17 protein-coding genes are annotated in these 22053 nt (G+C 73.4%); 5 read left to right on the top strand and 12 right to left on the bottom strand.

Annotated elements, in window-relative coordinates; all coding sequences use genetic code 11:
• Window positions 1-113: 113 nt before the first annotated feature.
• From PSH03_RS27740 to PSH03_RS27700, 9 genes are all read right to left on the bottom strand, one after another.
• Window positions 114-1178: a hemolysin family protein gene (locus PSH03_RS27740; RefSeq protein WP_210787401.1), complete on the bottom strand. Its 1065-nt coding sequence runs from the start codon at window positions 1176-1178 to the stop codon at window positions 114-116.
• Window positions 1175-2530, bottom strand: coding sequence for a hemolysin family protein (locus PSH03_RS27735; protein ID WP_210787400.1), 1356 nt, complete (start codon window positions 2528-2530; stop codon window positions 1175-1177). The genes PSH03_RS27740 and PSH03_RS27735 overlap by 4 nt, the downstream gene beginning before the upstream one ends.
• Before the next feature lie 208 nt (window positions 2531-2738).
• Window positions 2739-3098 carry a monovalent cation/H(+) antiporter subunit G gene (gene mnhG / locus PSH03_RS27730; protein ID WP_210787403.1) on the bottom strand — a complete coding sequence of 120 codons (360 nt, stop codon included), beginning with the start codon at window positions 3096-3098 and terminating at the stop codon, window positions 2739-2741.
• Window positions 3098-3361: an MrpF/PhaF family protein gene (locus tag PSH03_RS27725; RefSeq protein ID WP_112586633.1), complete on the bottom strand. Its 264-nt coding sequence runs from the start codon at window positions 3359-3361 to the stop codon at window positions 3098-3100. Before PSH03_RS27725 ends, mnhG begins: the two co-directional genes overlap by 1 nt.
• Complete coding sequence (locus PSH03_RS27720; protein WP_210787399.1) at window positions 3358-3969, bottom strand: Na+/H+ antiporter subunit E; 612 nt, start codon at window positions 3967-3969, stop codon at window positions 3358-3360. The genes PSH03_RS27725 and PSH03_RS27720 overlap by 4 nt, the downstream gene beginning before the upstream one ends.
• Complete coding sequence (locus PSH03_RS27715; RefSeq protein ID WP_210787398.1) at window positions 3966-5471, bottom strand: Na+/H+ antiporter subunit D; 1506 nt, start codon at window positions 5469-5471, stop codon at window positions 3966-3968. The genes PSH03_RS27720 and PSH03_RS27715 overlap by 4 nt, the downstream gene beginning before the upstream one ends.
• Window positions 5471-5950, bottom strand: a complete 480-nt coding sequence (locus PSH03_RS27710; RefSeq protein WP_210787397.1) for a Na(+)/H(+) antiporter subunit C — start codon at window positions 5948-5950, stop codon at window positions 5471-5473. The genes PSH03_RS27715 and PSH03_RS27710 overlap by 1 nt, the downstream gene beginning before the upstream one ends.
• Complete coding sequence (locus PSH03_RS27705; protein WP_238690853.1) at window positions 5947-8781, bottom strand: Na+/H+ antiporter subunit A; 2835 nt, start codon at window positions 8779-8781, stop codon at window positions 5947-5949. Before PSH03_RS27705 ends, PSH03_RS27710 begins: the two co-directional genes overlap by 4 nt.
• Window positions 8782-9036: 255 nt before the next feature.
• Window positions 9037-9423: a hypothetical protein gene (locus PSH03_RS27700; RefSeq protein WP_210787530.1), complete on the bottom strand. Its 387-nt coding sequence runs from the start codon at window positions 9421-9423 to the stop codon at window positions 9037-9039.
• A gap of 178 nt (window positions 9424-9601) precedes the next feature.
• Between PSH03_RS27700 and PSH03_RS27695 the strand changes: the two genes are divergently transcribed.
• Complete coding sequence (locus PSH03_RS27695) at window positions 9602-14272, top strand: Lhr family helicase (RefSeq protein WP_238690852.1); 4671 nt, start codon at window positions 9602-9604, stop codon at window positions 14270-14272.
• Window positions 14273-14342: 70 nt separating this feature from the next.
• Here PSH03_RS27695 and PSH03_RS27690 read toward each other — a convergent pair whose 3' ends face one another.
• Window positions 14343-14900 (bottom strand): hypothetical protein, encoded by a 558-nt coding sequence (locus PSH03_RS27690; RefSeq protein WP_238690986.1) that lies wholly within the window; start codon window positions 14898-14900, stop codon window positions 14343-14345.
• On the opposite strand from PSH03_RS27690, the gene PSH03_RS33080 reads away from it, so the two are divergent.
• The gene (locus PSH03_RS33080) at window positions 14815-15201 is read left to right on the top strand and encodes an SAM hydroxide adenosyltransferase (RefSeq protein ID WP_372494901.1); all 387 of its coding nucleotides are present in this window, start codon (window positions 14815-14817) and stop codon (window positions 15199-15201) included. The genes PSH03_RS27690 and PSH03_RS33080 overlap by 86 nt on opposite strands.
• Window positions 15086-15469 carry a CPCC family cysteine-rich protein gene (locus PSH03_RS33075; RefSeq protein WP_372494890.1) on the top strand — a complete coding sequence of 128 codons (384 nt, stop codon included), beginning with the start codon at window positions 15086-15088 and terminating at the stop codon, window positions 15467-15469. The genes PSH03_RS33080 and PSH03_RS33075 overlap by 116 nt, the downstream gene beginning before the upstream one ends.
• 33 nt (window positions 15470-15502) lie before the next feature.
• Here the strand turns inward: PSH03_RS33075 and PSH03_RS27675 are convergent, their stop codons facing one another.
• Window positions 15503-16765: a DUF8814 domain-containing protein gene (locus tag PSH03_RS27675; RefSeq protein WP_238690851.1), complete on the bottom strand. Its 1263-nt coding sequence runs from the start codon at window positions 16763-16765 to the stop codon at window positions 15503-15505.
• A 109-nt stretch (window positions 16766-16874) separates the two neighbouring features.
• Between PSH03_RS27675 and PSH03_RS27670 the strand changes: the two genes are divergently transcribed.
• Window positions 16875-17684, top strand: a complete 810-nt coding sequence (locus PSH03_RS27670; protein ID WP_238690850.1) for a DNA-formamidopyrimidine glycosylase family protein — start codon at window positions 16875-16877, stop codon at window positions 17682-17684.
• Between the two features lie 165 nt (window positions 17685-17849).
• Window positions 17850-21461 carry a hypothetical protein gene (locus PSH03_RS27665; protein WP_238690849.1) on the top strand — a complete coding sequence of 1204 codons (3612 nt, stop codon included), beginning with the start codon at window positions 17850-17852 and terminating at the stop codon, window positions 21459-21461.
• 151 nt (window positions 21462-21612) lie between these two features.
• Here the strand turns inward: PSH03_RS27665 and pspM are convergent.
• Window positions 21613-22053 (bottom strand): phage shock envelope stress response protein PspM (pspM, locus tag PSH03_RS27660; protein ID WP_441005700.1); only part of this gene is annotated, 441 nt, incomplete at its 5' end.

Here is a 22053-nt window from a genome sequence, read left to right as displayed (position 1 = left end):
CCACCAGGCGCGCCTACCCGGTCGGGGTCGGCTCAAGCCCGCCCGCGTCGAGCGGCGCTGCCATGGGGAGCGTCGACCCGGCCGTACTTCGTCGGTACGGCCGGGTCGACAGGTCAGCGCAACCGACGCCCGCGCGGGACCGTGTCGGTCTCGTCGTCGAACTCCCCGATGACCTCCTCAAGGAGGTCCTCCAGGGCCACGAAGCCGATCGGCCGGGCCGGGCCACCGCCGTTGCGGACCAACGCGAGCTGCGACTGCCGGGCCCGCATCGCCGCCACCGCCTCGGTGACCGAGGACGTCGCGGGCAGCGTGAACGCGGGGGTCATCAGCTCCCCGGCGGTGGCGACCCGGCCGGTGGTGACCACCCGTACCGCCTCCCGGACGTGCACGAGCCCGCACACGTCACCCGCCTCGTCGAGCACCGCGAGCCGGGATCGGCCGCTGTCGCGGCTGACCTCCTCGATCCGCTCGGCCGGGTCGTCCCGTCGGACGGTGACCATGGTGGCGAACGGTTCCATCACCTGCGCCACCGACGTGCCCTGCAACTCCAGCATGCTGGTCAACAGCTGGTGCTGCTCGGCACCGAGCAGCCCGTGCTCTCGGGACTGCTCCAACAGGATCCGCAGCTCGTCCGGGCCGTGCACCTGGGCGAGCTGGTCCTGCTGGTTGACGCCGAACAGCCGCAGGATCGCGTTGGCCAGGGCGTTCAGCGCGGAGAGCACCGGCCGGGAGACCCGGGCGAAGGCGCGGAACGGCAACGCGAGCAGCGTCGCCGAGCGCTCCGCGTCGGTGATCGCCCACGACTTCGGTGCCATCTCCCCCACCACCAGGTGCAGGAAGGTCACCACCCCGAGGGCGAAGACCAGGGCGATCAGGTGACTGGCCGCGTCCGGTAGGCCCACCGCGTGCAGCAGGGGGCTGAGCAGGTGCTCGATCGCCGGCTCGGCCAGCGCACCGAGACCCAGGGTGCACAGCGTGATGCCGAGTTGCGCGCCGGCCAGCATCAGCGACAGCTCGCGGACGCCGTCCAACGCGGCCCGTGCCGCCCGGCCACCGTTCGCCGCCGCCTGCTCCAGGCGGTAGCGCTTGCTGGCCACCAGGGCGAACTCGGCGGCCACGAAGAACCCGTTCAGCGCCAGCAGGATCACCGAACTGAACAGCGCGATCCCGGGGCTCATGCGGTCACCTCAGGTTTGGTCAGCTGCAACCGCACCGAGTCGGCCACGTGCCGGTCCACGGCCAACACCTCGACCAACGCCCGGGGCTCCGCCTCGTTGTCCTCGCCATCCGCCCCCTCGGGTTGCAGGCTGATCTCCAATCGGTCACCGACCTCGGGCACCCGGCCCAGCTCCCGCATCACCAACCCGGACAGGGTGTCGTACTCGGGGGCCTCGGGCAGGGCGATGCCGGTGCTGTCGGCGACCTCGTCGATCCGCCAGCGGGCCGGCACCACCCAGGACCCGTCGTCCTGCCGGGCCGGCGCCCGCTCCGGTGGGTCGTCCTCGTCTCGGATCGGGCCGACCAGCTCCTCGGCGATGTCCTCCAGCGTGATGACGCCGGCGAATCCGCCATACTCGTCGACCACGCACGCCATCTGCCGGTGCCCGGCCCGCAGGCGGTCGAGCACCGTGGGCAGGGGCAACGTCTCCGGTACGAGCAGCGGCGGCCCGGCCACCGCGCTCACCGGGGTGGTGGCCCGCTCCCCCGGGGGTACGCCGAGCACGTCGGCGATGCCGACAATGCCGAGCAGGTCGTCGACGCCCTCCGCACCGCGTACCGGGAAGCGGGAGTGGCCGGTGTCCAGCAGCTCGACCACCCGGCTCACCGGTTCGTGCGCCCGGACGGTGTGCACGTCGACGCGCGGCACCATGGCCTCGCCGGCGGTCAGTTCGCGGAAGTCCAGACCTCGGTCGAGCAGCGTGGACATCTCGGCGTCGAGGCTGCCCTCCTCGCGGGACTCGGCGATGATCTGTTCCAGGTCCGCCGGGGTGGCGCCGCTGGGCAGTTCCTCGATCGGCTCGATGCCGATGCGGCGCAGCAGCCGGACCGAGGCCCGGTCGAAGAGCCGGATCAGCGGCCCGGCGACGGCCAGGTAGATCAGGGTGGAGCGGCTCAGCGCCCGGGCCAGTTGCACGGCCCGGGCGATGGCCAGGTTCTTCGGGGCCAGCTCACCGAGGACCATCTGCACGATGGTGGCGATGACCAGTGCCAACGCCACCGACAGCGGCAGGCTGACCGCCTCGCTGACGCCGGCCACGCCGAGCAGGTCGGCGAGACCACCGCCCAGATACGGCTCGGCGACGTAGCCGACCAGCAGCGCGGTGACGGTGATGCCGAGTTGGGCACCGGAGAGCATGAAGGAGAGCCGGCTGGTGACGGTCAGGGCCCGGGCGGCGGCCTGATCGCCGTCATCGGCAAGCTGGCGCAGCTTGCCCCGGTCCACGGCGACGTAGCCGAACTCCTGCGCCACGAAGTAGCCGGTGGCGGCAGTGAGAAGGATGATCAGTAGGAGACCAACGACGATCAACACGGGTCGCTCAGGGCTCCCGGGGTCGTCGGTACGGGGATATGCCGGGCACGACCCGGCTGGCTACTGCTGCCCTCCTGGGCAGAAGAGTCGATCATGCCGTCATTTTATCGGCGCTGGCTGGGACTCCGCTGGGGGTGGGCCGAAGGAGCGGAACGTCCGGTTCAGCGAGCGCCCCGGTTTGTCACGCCGGCCCGCCGCCTGGCGGTCGTCACGCCGGCCCCGCCGGCCCGCCGCCTGGTCCGCGTTCGGCCAGCTCATCGGCGTCGAGCAGGCTCCGGTCGAGCCGCCCCGACCGGTACGCGGCTCGCCCGATCATCTGCGCAGCCACCGGCGCGGTCGCCAACTGGAAGACCGCCACCAGCAGGATCATGCCCAGGTCCGCCGGGGACCGCAGCCGCAACGCGATGCCCAGCAGCAACAGGAGCACCCCGAGCACCTGCGGCTTGGTGGCCGCGTGCATCCGGGACAGCGCGTCCGGGAAACGCAGTACGCCGATCCCGGCGGCCAGGGCGAGCAGGGCGCCGGCCACCAGGCAACCGGCGCCGATCCAGTCCGCGATCGTCGCGATCACTGCTGCTCCCGGACGGCGAAGCGGACCAGCGACACCGAGCCCACGAAGCCGAGCAGGGAGAGCACCACCAGCACGGGCAGCGTGGTGGCGTGCCGGTTGACCGCCGCCTCGGCGCCCACCGCGCCGACCATCGTGGCGAGCAGCATGTCCGCGGCGATCACCCGGTCCACCAGCGACGGGCCACGGTAGAGGCGAGTCAGCGCGAGGAGCGCGGTGACCGACAGCAGTGCGGTGAGGACGACGGCCAGGAAGGTGGTCACGGGCGGGTTCCCTTCTCGGGTGAGGTGACGTCGAGTCGGCGCAGTTCACTGGTGGAGCCGACCGTGCGGACGATTCGCCGCTCGACGGCGAGCGTGCGGGCCCGGGCCACGTCCAGGTCCCCGGGGCCATGGGTGTCCAGGACGTGCAGGTAGAGCGTTCCGGAGTCCCGGTCCACCTCGAGGACCAGCGTGCCCGGCACCAACGAGACCGCCTCGGCGGTGAGCGCCAGGTTCAGGTCGGTGGACACCCGCAACCGGACCGCGATGATCGCCCCACGCGGTCGGTAGCCGGGCTGCACGGCGATCCGGGCGACGTGCAGGCTCGCGCTGACCAACTCGACGGCGAACCGGCCCACGAACACCAGCAGAGCCCACGGTCGCAACCGGCCGCCGAAGCTGACCGCCGGCAGCGGGTAGAACACCAGCACGGCCGCACCGACCAGCAGGCCACCGACCAGGTTGGCCCAGGTGATGTCGCCCCAGAGCAGGTTCCAGACCAGCACCAGCCACCCGAGTGCCACCGCCTGGTCCCGCCAGCGCCCGAGCCGGCCCCGCCCCACCACGGCGGGCCCGGGGGTGTCGGGAGCCGGCTCCGGGGAGCCGGTCACGGCACACCGCCCGGCAGCACCGCACGGACGTACGGGGTGCGCAGCCGCAGGTCCTCGGCCGCGTCGGCGGTGACGTCGAAGAGCGGACCGGCCAGCACTGTCAACGCCAGCCCGATGGCGACCAGAGCCACTGTGGCGCCCACCATCAGCCTCGGCAACTGGACGACCGGCTCGCTGGTGGCCAGCCGGGGCGCGCGCCAGAAGGCGATGTTCCACACCCGGGACGCCACGTACAGGGTGAGCAGGCTGGTCAGGGTGCCGGCCGCGACCAGCACCCCGGGCAGCGGCCCGCCGGCCGCCACCCCGGCCTGGAGCAGGCCGAGCTTGCCGAGGAAGCCGGAGAACGGTGGCACTCCGGCGAGATTCATGGCCGGGATGAAGAAGAGCACGCCCAGCAGCGGCGCCACCCGGGCCAGACCGCCGATACGACGCAGGTCGGTGCTGCCGGCACGCTCCTCGACCAGTCCGGCGACCAGGAACAGCGTGGTCTGGATGGTGATGTGGTGCACCACGTAGAAGATCGCGCCGGAGAGGCCGGCGACGGTGCTCAACGCCACCCCGAAGATCATGTAGCCGATGTGACTGACCAGGGTGAACGAGAAGAGTCGCTTCAGGTCGGACTGGGCCACCGCACCGAGGATGCCGATCACCATGGTCAGCCCGGCGACGACCATGAGCAGGATGTGGGCACGCCCACCGGGAAACAGCAACGTCTCGGTACGGATGATCGCGTAGACGCCCACCTTGGTGAGCAGACCCGCGAAGACGGCAGTGACCGGGGCCGGCGCGGTGGGGTAGCTGTCCGGCAGCCAGGCCGACAGGGGAAAGACCGCCGCCTTGATCGCGAAGGCCAGCAGCAACATCAGCTCCAGGGCCAGTCGGACACCGTCGGGCAGGTCGTCGAGGCGCTGGGCGAGCTGGGCGAGATTGAGCGTGCCGGTGGCGGCGTACACCAGACCGACCGACGTCAGGAAGATCATCGAGGAGAGGATGCTGACCACCACGTACGTCGACCCGGTCCGGATGCGGGTCTCGGTGCCCCCCAGGGTGATCAGCACGAAACTGGCGGCCAGCAGGATCTCGAACCCGACGAAGAGGTTGAACAGGTCACCCGCCAGGAACGCGTTGGTGACGCCGGCGGTGAGCACCAGATACGTCGGGTGGAAGATCGACACCGGCGAGCTCTCGCTCGTCTCGCTGCGACCCTGGCCGATCGAGTAGAGCAGCACGCAGAGGGTCACCGCCGAGGAGACCACCAGCATCAGCGCGGCCAGTTGATCGGCCACCAGGACGATGCCGACCGGCGCCGGCCACCCCCCGACCGCCACCACCACCGGCCCGTGCCGGTACGCCTGCACCAGCAGCAGCACCGCCACAGTGAGCGTGGCGCCCAGACACAGCACGCTGGTCGCGCGCTGGATTCGGGGCTTCCCGGCCAACAGCAGGGTCAGCGCCGCACCGAGCAGCGGCACCACCACCGGCAGCGGCACCAGGGCGCGCATCACGACTCGTCTCCGCGTCGTAACCGCCGGCGGGCCGGCTCGGGATCGACCTGTTCCGGGTCACCGTTCGGTCCCTCCCCACCACGATCGGCCGCACCGACCTCGTTGCGCCCGGCCCGGCGGATGATCTGCCGGTCCTCCAGGTCGTCGGGCACCTCGTCGTCGCCGGAGAGATACCAGCTGCGGTACGCCACAGCGAGCAGGAACGCGGTGAACCCGAAGGTGATCACGATGGAGGTCAACACCATCGCCTGCGGCAGCGGGTCACTCATCCGCTCCACCGGGCCCGTGCCGACGACCGGCGCCCCGCCGGACCGCCCGCCCAACAGGATCAACAGGTTCACCCCGTTGCCGAGCATGACCACGCCCAGCAGGATCCGGGTCAGGCTGCGCTCCAACAGCAGCATCACCCCGCACCCGACCAGCACCGCGACGGCCAACACCAGCACCAACGTCGGCCCCGCACCGCTCCGCGTCATGCCCGGTCCCCCTTGTCGACGGCCAGCCCGCCGGTGGCCGTTCCGGTGGCCTCGATGTGCCGGTCCACCTCGGCACCGAGGCTGCGCAGGATGTCCAGCACCAACCCGATCACGACCAGGTACACGCCGATGTCGAAGAAGAGCGACGTGACCAGATGGGCGTCGCCGACCAGTGGCAGGGCTCGGTCGACCTTCGCGCTCTCCAACACCGACCCGCCGACCAGCAACGCCACCACGCCACTGCCCACCGCCAGGGCCAGCCCGGCGCCGAGAATCGCGCCGGCGCCGATCGGGGCCGCCTCGGTCAGCTCGTACCGGCCGCCGGCCAGGTAGCGCACCACCAGGGCGAGACCCGCCACCAGCCCGCCGGCGAACCCGCCGCCCGGCGCGTTGTGCCCGGAGAAGAGCAGGAACAGCGAGAACAGCACCACGGTGTGGAAGATCAGCCGGATGACCACCTCCAACACGATCGAGCGGCGTTCCTCGTAGAGGGTGGGGCCTCCGCGCAGCCAGACCGGCCGGCCGCGTCCACTCACGCCCTGCTCGGAATCGGGCCGGCGCGGCCGCGGTCCGGTGCGAGAGCGCTCGAAGATCAGGCTGGCCACCCCGGTCGCGGCCACCACCAGCACCGCCAGCTCGCCCATCGTGTCCCAGGCCCGAATGTCGACAAGGGTCACGTTGACCACGTTGCGGCCGTACCCGTGCGCCACCGCCAGGTCGGGGAAGGCGGCCGAGATGTCCGATGCCCGGCGGGCGCCGACGGCGGTGAGGGCCAACCCGGCGGCGACCAGCCCCGCCGCCGCCCCGATCACCCGACGGGCCCAGCGGGTACGGCGCAGCGGGCGGGCCGAGAACCGCTCCGGCAGGCGACGCAGCACCAGTACGAAGACGGCGATCGTCGCCGTTTCCACCAGAAACTGGGTGAGCGCCAGGTCGGGCGCTCCGTGCAGCACGAACAACATCGCCGTGCCGTAGCCGGTCATGCCCGCCAGCAGCATCGCTGTCAGCCGGCGACGGGCACCGACCGCCAACACCGCCGCCACCGTGATCACCAGGACGACCACCGGTTGCAGCGCGCTGTCCCAGAGCGGAATCCGCGCCCGCCAGGGGCTGGCGGAGAGCATCGCCGCACCGGGCACCAGCACCAGGGTGACCAGGATGATGCCCAGATACTGCGGCAGTGAGCCACGCTGGGTCGCGCCGGTGACGTCGATGGCCAGCCGGTCGAACCGGCCGATGACCCACTCGTACCCCTGGTTGCCCGCCACCGGTGACCGGAACCGGGCCAATACCGGGGCGAGCGGCCCACGCACGGCGAAGAGCAGGCCGCCGCCGCCGAGCGCCAGCACGGACAGGCCGAGCGCCGGGGTCGGCCCGGCCCAGAGCGCCAGGTGCGCGTCGACCCCGCCGAGCAGATCGGCGTACGGGCGCAGCAGGTCGTCCAGCACGCTCGCGGCCGGACCGGCGAGCAGACCGACACCGGCGAGCACCGCGGGCGGGACCAGCAACGACGCGGCGATCGGCCCCGGCGGGACCGGCGCCACACCCGGCCGGTCGGCGAACGCGCCCCAGAGGAAGCGGGCGCTGTACGCGACGGTGAGCACCGTCCCGGCGACCAGGCCGGTGAGGAGCACGGGCTGGTCGGTGAACGCCCCGAACACCGCCTCCTTGGCCACGAAGCCGACCAGCGGTGGCACACCGGCCATCGACGCCGCGGCCAGCACGGCGACCACGAACAGCGGCCGGGACCAGTGCCGCACCCCGGACAACTCGCGCAGGTCACGGGTGCCGGCGCCGTGGTCGATGATGCCGACGACCAGGAACAGCGCCGCCTTGAACAGGGCGTGCGCCAGCAGCATCGCGGTGCCGGCCAGCGCGGCGTCCGGGGTGCCCGAGCCGGTCACGGCCACCAGCAGGCCGAGCTGACTGACCGTCCCGTACGCCAGCAGCAGCTTGAGGTCGGTCTGGCGCAGCGCGGCCCATCCGCCGAGCAGCATGGTCGCCACACCGGCGATCTGCACCAGCGGCCGCCACGGGCCGACCGTGGCGAGCACCGGGGCGAGCAGCCCGACCAGGTAGACGCCGGCCTTGACCATGGCGGCGGCGTGCAGGTAGGCGCTGACCGGCGTGGGCGCCGCCATCGCCACCGGGAGCCACGAGCTGAACGGCAGCACCGCCGATTTGGACAGGGCGCCGGCCAGGATCAGCAGCACGGCGCCCACCAGGTACCCGCCGCCGGGCAGCGGCTGCGCGCTGATCTCCGACCAGCGGTAGGTGCCGGCGTGCTCGCCCAGCATGATGAAGCCGACCAGCATGGCGAGGCCGCCCAGCGTGGTGACCGTCAACGCCTGCGCCGCCGCCCAGCGGCTGGACCGCCGTTCGGTGCTGTGCCCGATCAGCAGGTACGAGAAGATCGTGGTCAGCTCCCAGCCGACGTAGAGCAGCAGCAGGTCGTCGGCGAAGACCAGGACGAGCATCGCGCCCGCGAACGCGACCAGGACCGCGGCGAACTGCGCCAGCCCGGTGGAACCGGCACCGAAGTAGCGGGCGCTGTAGACCAGCACCAGCGCGCCGACGCCGCCGATCAGCAGCGTCATCAGCCAGGACAGCGTGGTGAGCCGGAACGCGATGTCGAGGCCCAACTGCCGGATCCACGGGTACGTCTCGACCACCGCCCCGCCGTCGGCGACGGCCGGGGTGCGGGCCACCGCCCAGCAGAACGCGGCGGCCGGCGCGAGCGCCAGCGGGTAGCACGCGCGCGGACCCCACCACCGGACGAGCAGGGGCGCGGCGAGCGCCGCCACGAGATGGAGGATGAGCAGTACCAGCACCTGCGCTCCTGATCGACATGGCCGACGCCCGTGGCAGCGGTGGCGCCTAGCAGCGATCAGACGCCAGTTCCTCCCCCGCCGGGCGGTTTTGCCAGAATTCGCCCCCAGAGCCCCAACCCAGCCCCCAACCCCAGCCCCGACCCCAACCCCGACCCCGACCCCGACCCCGACCGTTGATCAAGAGGTTTGCGTCACCCGCGCCCGGGTTCCTGACGCAAATCTCTTGATCAACACGGGAGGGGAGGCCGAGCGGCGTTAGCGCAGCAGGGCTTTGTTGAGGGGTTGCGCGTCGTCGGGGGTGGACCGGTCGCGGCGTAGCTCGGCCAGCAGGTCGAGGCGGCCGAGCTGGCGGGCGACCCGGTCGACCACCCGCTCGGCGGCGGTCAGCGACCGCACCGCCAGCAGGCGGCCACGGCTCTCGCGACGGAGCACGAAGTAGTGCACGGCAACGCGGACCTGACCCCGGTCGGCGGCGCTGGCCTGGGCGGTACAGAGAACCATCTCGCGCAGGCAGTGGGCGAGGCGTTCGGCGAGCTCGAGCTCGGGGCCGTGCAGGCCGGCGCGGAGCGCGGCGAGGTGGCTGTCGACCTTGCGAATCAGCACGTCGGTGCCCGGTTCGACGGTGTGCTGCTCGCCGGCCATCAAACCCCCTCACCCCGGTTCGCGTTGCGAGTGAAGTTACTTTATGTTGCTCCTTAGAAGCAAGCAGTTAAGTGAGACTTAACGTATTAAGCGCACGTTCCACGCTTTTTGCTTCTTGCTGGTCCATTCCGTCGAGAGGTCGCTCGTGGATGTCGGACCGGCGGGGCACGATGGACCGGTGACCGGGGCAGACGCAGACGCCGGCGCGGTGCTGGCCGGGTTCGGCCCGGCCACCCGCGCCTGGTTCGACAACGCCTTCGCAGCCCCGACCGCCGCGCAGACCGGCGCCTGGCGATCGGTCGCCGCCGGCCGCAACGCGCTCGTGGTGGCACCCACCGGCTCGGGCAAGACGCTCGCGGCCTTCCTCTGGTCACTGGACCGACTCGCCCGCGAGCCAGCACCGGCCGAGGCCCGCCAACGGTGCCGCGTGCTCTACGTCAGCCCGCTCAAGGCCCTCGCCGTGGACGTGGAGCGCAACCTGCGCGCCCCGCTGGCCGGCATCCGGCAGGCGGCCACCCGGCTGGGCGTCGCACCGCCCGACATCACCGTCGGCATGCGCACCGGCGACACGCCCGCCGACGAGCGACGAGCCTTCGCCCGCACTCCGCCGGACATCCTCATCACCACGCCCGAGTCGCTGTTCCTACTGCTCACGTCCGCGGCTCGCGACTCGCTGCGCGGCGTCCAGACGGTGATCGTCGACGAGGTGCACGCGGTGGCCGGCAGCAAACGCGGCGCCCACCTCGCGCTCTCCCTCGAACGCCTCGACGAGCTGCTGCCCGCCCCGGCGCAGCGCATCGGCCTCTCGGCCACCGTCCGGCCGATCGACGCCTGTGCGCAGTTCCTCGGCGGCGCCCGCCCGGTCGACGTGGTGCAGCCGGCCACCCCGAAGACCATCGAGGTTAGCGTGCAGGTCCCGGTGGAGGACATGACCCGCCTGGACGAGCAGGAGCAACCACCGGAGGACGACCTCGGCGGCCCCGGGCCACGCCGGGCGTCGATCTGGCCGGCCGTGGAGGAACGGGTCTTCACCCTCATCGGGCAGCACCGCTCGACAATCGTCTTCACCAACTCCCGGCGCAGTGCCGAGCGCCTCTGCGCCCGGCTCAACGAGCTGGCAGCCGAGGCGGTCGCCGCATCCGCGTCGGGCGAGGGCGCTATCGGCGTACCGGAGGGGTTGCCGGCCGGCGACGACCCGGCGGGCGACGACGACAGGGCGTCCGGCGCGCAGCTGTGGGGTGGCCCCGCCGGTCCGCTGCGCAACCGGCCGCCGGCCGAGGTGATGGCCCAGTCCGGCGCGGCCACCGGCGCGGCGCCCGTGATCGCCCGCGCCCACCACGGCAGCGTCTCCCGGGAGGAGCGCAAGCACATCGAGGAGGCGCTCAAGTCCGGTCAGCTCCCGGCGGTGGTGGCCACCTCCAGCCTGGAGCTGGGCATCGACATGGGCGCGGTCGACCTGGTGGTGCAGATCGAGGCGCCGCCCAGCGTGGCCGCCGGCCTGCAACGCGTCGGCCGGGCCGGGCACCAGGTGGGCGCGGTCTCGCGGGGGGTGGTCTTCCCCAAGCACCGCGGTGACCTGCTCTCCTGCGCGGTGGTCGCCGAGCGGATGACCGCCGGTGCCATCGAGGAGCTGCACTACCCGCGCAACCCACTGGACGTGCTGGCCCAGCAGATCGTCGCGATGGTGGCGCTGGAGCCGTGGACGCTCGGCGACCTGGCCGTGCTGGTCCGCCGGGCCGCGCCCTTCGCCGAGCTGCCCGACTCGGCGCTGCACGCGGTGCTCGACATGCTCAGCGGCCGCTATCCGTCCACGGCATTCGCCGAGCTGCGCCCCCGGCTGGTCTGGGACCGGGCCACCGACCTGCTCACCGGCCGCCAGGGAGCGCAACGCCTCGCGGTGACCAGTGGCGGCACGATCCCCGACCGGGGCCTGTTCGGGGTCTTCCTGGCCGGCGCCGAACGGGCCGCCCGGGTCGGCGAGCTGGACGAGGAGATGGTCTACGAGTCCCGGGTCGGCGACGTCTTCCTGCTCGGCTCCTCCTCCTGGCGGATCGAGGAGATCACTCCGGACCGGGTGCTGGTCTCGCCCGCCCCGGGGCAGGCCGCGCGCATGCCGTTCTGGAAGGGCGACCAGCTGGGTCGGCCGGTGGAGCTGGGCCGGGCCATCGGCGCCCGGGTGCGCACCCTGCTGCGCCAGACCGACGAGGCGGCCCTGGCCGCGCTGCGCGACGGCGGGCTGGACGACTGGGCCGCCGGCAACCTGATGGCCTACCTGCGCGAGCAGCGCGAGGCCACCCGCTCGTTGCCCGACGACCGCACTGTCGTGGTCGAGCGGTTCCGCGACGAGCTGGGTGACTGGCGGCTGGCCGTGCACAGCGTGCTCGGTGCCCGGGTCAACGGGCCGTGGGCCCTCGCGGTGGGCCGCCGGCTGGCCGAGCGGTACGGGGTGGACGCCCAGGTGATGCCCTCCGACGACGGCATCGTGGTGCGACTTCCGGACACCGCCGACGAGCCTCCCGGCGCCGATGTGGTGGTCTTCGAGCCCGACGAGATCACCCAGCTCGTGGAGGAGTCGGTCGGCACGTCCGCCCTCTTCGCCGCCCGTTTCCGGGAGTGCGCCGCCCGGTCCCTGCTGTTACCGCGCCGCGACCCGCGCCGCCGCCAGCCGCTCTGGCAGCAACGGCAACGCGCCGCGCAACTGCTCGACGTCGCCCGCGAGTACGCGGACTTCCCGGTCACCCTGGAGGCTGCCCGGGAGTGCCTCCAGGACGTCTTCGACCAGCCGGCGCTGGCCGGGTTGATGCGCGACCTGGCCACCCGCAAGGTGCGGCTGGTCGAGGTGGAGACCAGCGCGCCGTCGCCGTTCGCGCGGTCGCTGCTCTTCGGCTACGTCGGCGCGTTCCTCTACGAGGGCGACGCCCCGCTGGCCGAGCGCCGCGCCGCCGCACTGGCCCTCGACTCCACGCTCCTCGGCGAGCTGCTCGGCCGGGTCGACCTGCGGGAGTTGCTCGACCCGGCGGTGCTCACCGAGACCGACCGGCAGCTGCGGTGGCTGACCGAGCAGCGCCGCCCCCGCGACGCCGAGGACGTCGTCGAGCTGCTGCGGGTGCTCGGTGACCTGAGCGACGCCGAGTTGACCGAGCGGGGTGTGCCGGAGACGTGGCTCAGCGAGCTGGAGGCCACCCGCCGGGTGCTGCGGGTCCGGATCGCGGGCGAGCAGCGCTGGGTGGGCGTCGAGGACGCGGCCCGTCTGCGCGACGCCCTCGGCGTGGCGCTGCCGATGGGGGTGGCCGAGGCGTACCTCGCCCCGGTGGCCGACCCGCTCGGTGACCTGGTGGCCCGCTACGCCCGCACCCACGGGCCGTTCGCCGCGGCCAGCTGCGCGGCCCGCTTCGGGTTGGGCGTGTTCGTCGTCGAGCAGGCGCTGCGCCGGCTCGGCGCCACCGGGCGGGTGGTCTCCGGGGAGTTCACCCCGGATTCGGCCGGCGCCCAGTGGTGCGACGCCGAGGTGCTGCGGATGCTGCGCCGCCGCTCCCTCGCCGCGCTGCGCCGGGAGATCGAGCCGGTGCCGCCCCGGGCGCTGGCGACGTTCCTGCCGCGTTGGCAGCAGGTCGGCTCGTCCGCCCGAGGTGTGGAGGCGCTCGCCGCCACCGTGGAGCAGTTGCAGGGCACCGCGGTGCCGGCGTCCGCGCTGGAGCGGTTGGTGCTGCCCGCCCGGGTCGCGGACTACTCCCCCGCCCAACTCGACGAGCTGTGTGCCAGCGGGGAGGTGCTCTGGGCGGGTTCGGGCGCGATCTCCGGGGGCGACGGCTGGGTCACCCTGGCGTACGCGGACGCCGCGCCGCTGCTGCTCCCGCCGCCCGACGAGGCGTTGACCCGTACCCCGCTGCACGACGCGGTGCTCGACGCGCTCGGCGACGGGCAGGCGCTCTTCTTCCGCCCGCTGGCCGACCGGGTCGGCTCGACCGACGACGCCGCGTTGACCGGGGTGATCTGGGACCTGGTCTGGGCCGGGCACCTCAGCAACGACACCCTCGCCCCGCTGCGAGCGGTGCTCGGCGCCGGCGGCGCGCACCGCTCGCGGCCGTCCGCGCCCCGCACCCGTTACCGGCGGCCCGGTCGGGTGGCGCTGCCGACCCGGGGTGGCCCGCCGACGGTCGCCGGCCGCTGGTCACGTCTCCCGGATCGGGACCTCGACCCGACCCGGCGCGCCGCCGCGCTCGCCGACCTGCTGTTGGAGCGGCACGGGGTGGTCACCCGGGGCGCGGTGATGGCCGAGCAGGTGGTCGGCGGGTTCTCGGCGGTCTACCCGGTGTTGTCGGCGCTGGAGGAGCGCGGCGCGGCCCGCCGGGGTTACTTCGTCGAAGGGCTCGGGGCGGCGCAGTTCGCCGTACCCGGTGCGGTGGACCGGCTGCGCGCGCTGGCCGAGCCGACCGACGGCGCCCGGGGTCGGGGCGCGGTGGCCACAGTGCTCGCCGCGACCGACCCGGCCAACCCGTACGGCGCGGCGCTGCCCTGGCCGGAACGGGTGGTCGACTCCGGCGACGGTGCCACCCCGGCGACCGGGCACCGGGCCGGTCGCAAGGCGGGCGCCCTGGTGGTGCAGGTCGGCGGCGACCTCGTCCTCTACGTCGAACGCGGCGGCCGAACGCTGCTGTCCTTCACCGACGACACCGACACGCTCGCCGCGGCCGGCAAGGCGCTCGCCGACGCCGTCCACTCCGGGGCGTTGGGCGCGATGTCGGTGGAGCGCGCCGACGGCGAGGCGGTGCACTCGTCGCCACTGCGGGACGCGCTGACCGCCGCCGGCTTCCGGGCCACGCCCCGCGGCCTTCGCCTGCGCGGCTGACCTTCATGACTCACAGGTATACCGCTCCGAAGACGGACATGCCCCGGCCGTGGACGCCACGGGCCGGTGCTCAGCCCAGGCCGTCGAGGACCTTCTCGTAGCGGGGCCGGTCGGCGGCCGGGGTCTTCGCCTCCAGGTAGTTCAGCACCACCGCGCCACGCCGGTACGACTGGCCGCCCCAGGTCTCCGCGATGTCGCTGGCGCTGGTCTCGTCCGGGAAGACGTAGACGGTGACGGCGTCGGTGGCCATCAGCTCGGAGCAGCCCAGGCCGAGGCCGTCCGGCCCACAGTCGACCGAGCGGTCCTTCGGGCGCGGCACCTTCAGGCCGGCGGCCCGGAAGGCGTCGACGACCTGCTTCGCGCCGGGCGCACTGGCCGGGCGCTTGGGCAGCACCACCGGCGGCGGGCTGGCCGGCCGCCGCTGCGTCGTGCCCTGTGCGGCGGCGGAGGGCGGGCTCGCGCCGTCGGCACTGGGTGCGGCTTGGGGCGTCGGCAGGCCGGTCGAGGCCGCCTCGGACGAGACGGACGGGGGCGCGGTCGGGCTGCCGTCGTCGTCACTGCCACAACCGGCGCTGAGGGCGACGGCGACCAGCAGGATTCCGACTGCGGGGAGGTTCCGAGTTGTCACCAGGGCAGTCTGCCCAACGTCCTCCGGCGGCGGGAGGGGCCGGTCGGCCACTGCACTGTCCCGTATCCGCCAGCACGCCCCGGTTCCACTGGCCTGCGGGCATGTCCGCAGTGCCCTGGATCTCGCTGACCACCGACTACGGCCTCACCGACGGCTTCGGCGGACCTTCGGCGACGCCCCGGCCGGTGGCCTGGTGGCGTACGTCGATTCGGCCGGTCTGGTCGCTGTCGCCGTCAACGGCGGGCGGGACGCGGACCTCCTCGCGGCCCGCCCGGGGGACCTCCTGCGGGTATCGGGCTGATGTTCGACTGTGGAATGCTTCTCCGGTGGGTGAGCATGTGGTTCCTGTGGGCTGTCCCTGCTGTGCATCCCGGACCGGCGGGGGGACCTGCCCCGTCTGTTTCTGGACCGACGACGGCCAGACCGACGCCGACGCCGACGCCGTCCGGGGTGGCCCGAACGGCGACCTGAGCCTCACGCACGCTCGACTCAACTATGCCGTCTACGGTGCCAGCCACCCGCGCTACCAGGACATGGTGCGTACGGCTCGCCCCGACGAGCGCCCCTGACGTTGACGGGGCGCCCGACGGGGTGAGCGTGGCTCAGCAGACCGGCACGCTTCCGCCGTACACGCTGGAGATGTACGCGTGGCTGACGTACTGGCCACTGGCCAGACGGTTCCAGCGGGCGGTGGTCCGGTAGGGGCCGGCGACCGACTGACCGGTGACGTAGCACTGGATCGGCACGTGGGCCAGCCGGGCGGCGAGGCCACGCGTCGCATACGACGTGCTGGCCCCGGTGCGGATGTTGAGCGGCCCGTCACCGACCACGCCGCGCGGCCCGCCTCCGGTCCACAGGTAGGCGACGTCCACCCAGGCGTTGGTGGTCAGCCGCAACCCGTCCCAGAACGTGCCGTCGGCAAGGTCGATGCCGGCCGGGTTGAGCACGGTCCGCCCGAACTGGTCCCGACCGCCGTTGTAGCCGGACTGGTACGCGGCCTGCGCCTCGGGCCGGCCCTGCGGCAGGTTCTTCCAGTTCTCCCGGACCGATGAGGGGTTCCAGTAGTCGTCGCGGGTGTTCCACGGCCCGACGTCCCAGACCGGGGCGTACTCGCAGCGGGAGCCGCTGGTGGTGCAGACCCGCACTGTGTAGTCGCCGGTGTTGAGCGGGGAGAGCCCTCGCCGCGACGGCAGCGCCGCGAAGTGGTCCCGGGGTTGCACGGTACGGCCGTTGGCGGTCAGCTCACCGACCAGCCCGATGCGGGTGGCGTACACCCGGTAGGTGCGGCCGGGCGTGGCGGCGGAGACGGCGGCGTTCGCGTCGGCGGTGAGCCGCACGCCCCGTACCGTCGCCGTGGCGCCCCCGTCGGGGGCGGTGAGCACCACCCGGGTCTGCACCCGGGTGACCGGCCGGTCGAAGACCGCGCCGGTGGTGGCCGCCCGCCACTCCGTCCAGCCGGCGGCCCGCCAGCCGCGGACCTGCGCCTCAACTGTCGCCCCGGCCGGAACCGCGGCGTTGATCTCGGCACGGACCCGGGTCGCCGGCCGGGCGAGGGTGCGGGGAGCGGTCAGCAGCATGCCCTCGGCGACCGCGCTGTGCGGGCTGCGGGCGCCGCGCCCGTTGGACCGGGCCTCCCGCAGGCGTAGGCCGGCGCCGGTACGCCGGACGTTGACATCGTCGCGGTCGACGATGGTGAGGTCGGCGCTCCACCGTTCGTCGCCGGGCGCGGCGGCGACGAGAGTGACCGGAGCGCCGCTGGGTGCGGCCGGGGCAGGACCGGTCGTGGATAGGAGTGCTGCGGTGAGCAGGAGGGCGAGGGTGGCGATGAGGGCGACGGATGGGATACGACAACAGGGTCGCGTCATGGGCATTCTCCTCAGAACCCCCTGACCTTCGCATGTCAGGAGATCAGGAGGAACCTGAGTACAAATAGCGACACATGCGAATCTTGCTCGAAAGAGGGAGGATGGCAGGGTGCCCGAAGGCGACACCGTCTGGAACACCGCGCGCGTGCTGCACCGCGCGCTGGCCGGCGCGCGGATCACCGGCAGTGACTTCCGGGTGCCGCAGCTGGCGACCACTGACCTCACCGACTGGACCGTCCGCGAGTCGGCCAGCCGGGGCAAGCATCTGCTGCTGCGGCTCGACGCCCCCACCGAGGAGCACTGGACCCTGCACTCCCACCTGCGGATGGACGGCGCCTGGCGGGCGTACGCCCCGGGGGAACGCTGGAGCGGCCGGCCCGCGCACCTGATCCGGGTGGTGCTGCGCAGCCCCGGCGCTGTCGCGGTCGGCTACCACCTGCACGACCTGACCCTGGTGCCGACCGCCGAGGAGGAGCAACTGGTCGGCCACCTCGGCCCCGACCTGCTCGGCTCCGACTGGGACCCGGCCGAGGCGGTCCGTCGGCTCGCCGAGCACCCGGAACAGAGCATCGGCGAGGCGCTGCTCGACCAGCGCAACCTGGCCGGCGTGGGCAACCTCTACAAGTGCGAGGTGCTGTTCCTGCGGGGCGTGTCACCGTGGACCCCGGTCGGCGGGGTGCCCGACCTGCCGGGCCTGGTGGCCCTCGCACAGCGGCTGCTCGCCGCCAACCGGGGCCGGTGGACGCAGAGCAGCACCGGCTCACTGCACCGGGGGCAGACCAGTTACGTGTACGGCCGCCGCGCCCAGCCCTGCCGCCGCTGCGGCACCGCGATCCGCAAGGAGGAGCTGGGCGAACGGGTCACCTACTGGTGCCCGGTCTGCCAGCCCGAGCGTCCGGGTCCGTCGCCAACCGGCTGACCAGGCTCTCGCCAGACGGGAGCCATGGCAGAAACGGACGATTGGGTAATTCCTAACCGGCCGCCGGAGTCGCATGCTGCGGTTGAGCGCTCACCGACCGTCAGCAGAGTGCCGAGGTCCCCCACGCCGGGGTGGCGGACCTCGCGCCCCGAACCGGGGAGAGTCATGGCGATGTTCCGCAGACTCCGCTCCACCTTCTTCGAGCGGACCACCCGCGACACCGACGCCGAGGACAGGGCGGCGTCCCTGCCGGCCCCGCGTACCGCCGAGGAGGCCGTTGTCACGTCGAGCCTGGACCCGGCCGTCGTGCCCCGCTACTTCGGTCCGGTGCCGAACTTCGCCCACAGCCCCCGTCCGACGCGGGACCCCGACGGACGGGCGGTGGCCGGCACCGGGCTGCGCAAGTTCGTCGACCCACTGCCCCTCCCGGGCCGGCCGGGCCCCGGCGACCTCGGCAGCCACCTGCCGGTGGCGGTGCCGGACACCATCAGCTATCCGGGCTGCGACTACTACGAGATCGGCCTGCAGGAGTACGCCCAGCGGCTGCACCGGGACCTGCCGGTCACCCGGCTGCGCGGCTACCGGCAACTCAACCTGGGCACCGACCCGGCCGGACACAACACGGTGGCGCCGCCGGAGCGGCAGTGGCACCTCGGGCCGATGATCCGCGCCCGTCGGGGTCGACCGGTCCGGGTGAAGTTCATCAACCAACTCCCCACCGGTCGGTCCGGCGAGCTGTTCCTGCCGGTCGACGACACCATCGAGGGGGCCGGCCCTGGCCCACTGGACGGACCGGCGCCGTACCCGCAGAACCGGGCCGTGCTGCACCTGGCCGGGGCGCAGACCGGCTGGACCAGCGCGGGCAACCCGGGGCAGTGGATAACCCCGGCCGGGGAGATCACCCCGTACCCGACCGGGCCCGGCCTGACCCACGTGCCGGACATGCCGGAGCCCGGGGTCGGCGCCACCACGCTCTACTTCCCGAACGAGCAGAGCGCCCGGCTGCTGTGGTTCCACGACAACACCCTCGGTCTGGCCCGGCTCACCGTCTACGGCGGACAGCTCGCGCTCTACCTGCTCACCGACCCGGCCGAGGACCAACTCGTCGCCGACGGGGTGCTGCCGGCCGACCAGGTGCCGTTGGTGATCGAGGACAAGACGTTCGTTCCGGACGACACCCAACTCGCCGCCGAGGACCCGACCTGGGACCGGGAACGATGGGGCGCCCGCGGCAGCCTCTGGCACCCGCACGTCTACCAACCCCGGCAGAACCCGTACTCCTCCGGCGGACGCAACCCCACCGGCCGGTGGGACTACGGGCCCTGGTCCCGCAACCCCACCCCGGACGACGCCCACGCCGACGGCTGGGTGCCGAACCCGTACCACGACCCGGTCGACGCGCCGGACGAGCCGCCGCTGAGCCCCGGCGTACCGCACCCGTCGGCCGTCCCCGAGGCGTACGGCGACACCCCGGTCGTCAACGGCGTCGCCTACCCGTACCTGGAGGTGCGGCCACGCGCGTACCGGTTCCGGATCCTCAACGCCTGCCTGGACCGCAGCCTCAACCTCCAGCTCTACCGCGCCTGCTCCGACGCGGCGATGTGGACTGCCGACGGTGCGCTCGCCGACCCCGACGCCGGTGAGGTGCCGATGGTGCCCGCCGCGCGGGCGGCGGACCGTCCGGCCGGGTGGCCGACCGACGGACGCGACGGCGGTGTGCCGGACCCGCGCGCCGCCGGCCCGGAGTTCATCCAGATCGGCAACGAGGCCGGCCTCCTGCCGGCACCGGTGGTGCTGCCGAACCAGCCGATCGGCTACCGCTACGACCGGCTGGACCCGACAGTGCTGAACGTCGACGGACACACAGTGCTGCTCGCCCCGGGCGAACGGGCCGACGTGCTCGTCGACTTCTCCGCCCTGCCGCCGGGCAGCACGCTGATCCTCTACAACGACGCTCCAGCCCCGCTGCCCGGCTTCGACACTCGCTACGACCAGCACACCGACGCCCCGGACCGCAGCGCCGAGGGTGGCCCGCCCCGGACCGAACCGGGGTACGGCCCGAACACCCGCACCGTGCTCCAGTTCCGGGTCACCGGGACGCCCGAGTCGCCGTACGACCTGAGCCGGCTGCGCGAACGGCTGCCCCTGGCGTACGCGGCCAGCCAGCGCCCGCCGATCGTCCCGCAGCCGGCGTACGACCCGGCGTTCGGCACCCGGACCCCGGCGCAGACGACGGTGCCGGTGCACGCCACCACTGTGACGTTCACGCCGACGGCCGGCACCGGCCCGGTGACAGTGCCGATCGCGGTCAAGGCCGCACAGCAGATCTTCGAGCCGGACCACGGCCGGTCGGCGGGCCGGCTCGGCGTCGGGCACCCACACGCCGGGCCGCTCAACCCGACGACGCTGCCACTCGGTGCTACCGACCCGGTCACCGAGGTGCTCTTCGCCACCGACCCCGCCGTGCCGGTGGGCTCCCCCACCGACGGCACGCAGCTCTGGCGGATCAGGGGCAACGTCCGACAGACCGAGCCGTTGCACATCGCCGGCTGCGACGTGCAGGTGATCAACCGGGTTGGCTGGGACGGCACGCTGCGACTCCCGCACGGCACCGAGCTGGGCTGGAAGGGGGTCGTCCGGGTCAACCCCCGGGAGGACGTGGTGGTGGCGCTGCGCCCGGTCGCGCCGGCGCTGCCGTTCAAGCTGGGCGACAGCGTCCGGCTGCTCGACCCCTGTCGGCCGGCCGGAGCGCGGACCGGGTCGACGCCGGTCAGTCCGATCGACGGGCGACCGGCCACTGTGGTCAACCAACTGGTCAACCTGGGCTGGGAGTACCGCTGGCACAGTCAGCTCGCCGGCCACCGCGACGCCGGGATGAGCCGGCCGCTGGTGCTGCGCGTGGCGCCGAAGGCGCCGACCGGGCTGACGGCCACACCGGTGCCCGGCTCGGCCACCGCGCTACCCGCGATCGCGCTGGCCTGGACCAGCAACGGCGGACGACCGCCCGCCACCAGCCACCTGCTCCAACGGGCCACCGACGCGACATTCGGCGGCGAGGTCACCACGATCACCGTCGCGGCCGCCGCCTCCCGCTACACCGACGCGACAGTCACCCCGGGGGTGACCTACCACTACCGGATCCGGGCCGAGAACGCGGTCAGCTACTCGTCCTGGTCGAACGGGGTACCCGCCTCGGTGCACCTGGCCGCGCCGAGCGGTCTGGTCGCGACGCTCCCGCCGGCCGCCCCGCTGCGCGTGGCGCTGCGCTGGACGAACCGCTCGTTCGCCACCGGCATCGACGTGCAGCGGGCCACCAACCCGACGTTCACCAGCGGTCCGGGCACCACGGCGATCGGGGTCGGCGACAACCACCTGGACGCGACGGTGGCACCGGACACCACGTACTACTACCGGGTGCGGACCACCTACCTGGGCTCCGCCTCGGCGTGGTCGACTGTCGCCACCGTGACCTCGCCACCCGCGCCGGGAACCCCCAACGGGGTGAGCGCCACCGCCAGCGCACCGGGGCCGGACACCGCGACGGTGATCCTGGCCTGGGAGGCGAGCACACCCGGCGGCCCGGGGTCCGGGTTCATCGTGCAGCGGGCACTCGACCCGGCCTTCGAGCAGGAGACGGCCACCTTCACTGTCACCGGCCGCGGCTTCACCAACACGGGGTTGGCCCGGGGCATGACGTACCACTACCGGATCCGGTCGTTCAACGTCGTGGGCACCTCGCCGTACACCGCCCCGATCCTGGTGACGACACCACAGTGACCGGCCCAGGCTCCGCGCGCCGTCGCGGCGCGTGCGCCGTCGGCGCGGTGTCGCGGTACGTGCGCCGTCGGCGCGGTGTCGCGGTACGTGCGCCGTCGGCGCGGTGTCGCGGTACGTGCGCCGTCGGCGCGGTGTCTCGCGGCGGGCGCCGTCAGCGCGTCGGCGCGCGCAGCGGGGTGCCGACGGCCCGCAGCTCGGCAAGCGCCCCGGCGACCCCGTGCAGCAGGTCGGTCGCCTCGGTGAGCCGGTCGGCGGCCGGGTGGGCGGTCTCCGGTCGGGAGTCCTCGGCCAGGTAGCCGGCGGCGGCGACCACCAGCCGTTCGTACGCGGCCACCCCGCCCTCCAGTTGAGCGGTCAGCGCGGCGTGCGCCTCGGCCAGCGGCGGCCGGGCGTCGGCAGGGGCCAACCGCAGCGCGCGTTCGACACCGGCCACCCGCGCGGCCAGGTCGCGCAGCGACCGGTCGGCGGCGGCGGCCTCCAGCACCGCGGGCTCGGCCAGCCCGGTGAGCCGGGGAGCCATCCCGGCCAGGGTGAGCGCCGCCCGGTCCAGTCGGGCCCACTGCTCTCCGGCGCTGGTGCCGCGCAGCGCGAT

Origin of the sequence: Micromonospora salmantinae, from assembly GCF_022230905.1 — a bacterium.
GTDB lineage: Bacteria > Actinomycetota > Actinomycetes > Mycobacteriales > Micromonosporaceae > Micromonospora > Micromonospora salmantinae.
The sequence above is the reverse complement of the archived record's forward strand: the minus strand, read 5'-3'. Positions and strand labels throughout refer to the sequence as shown.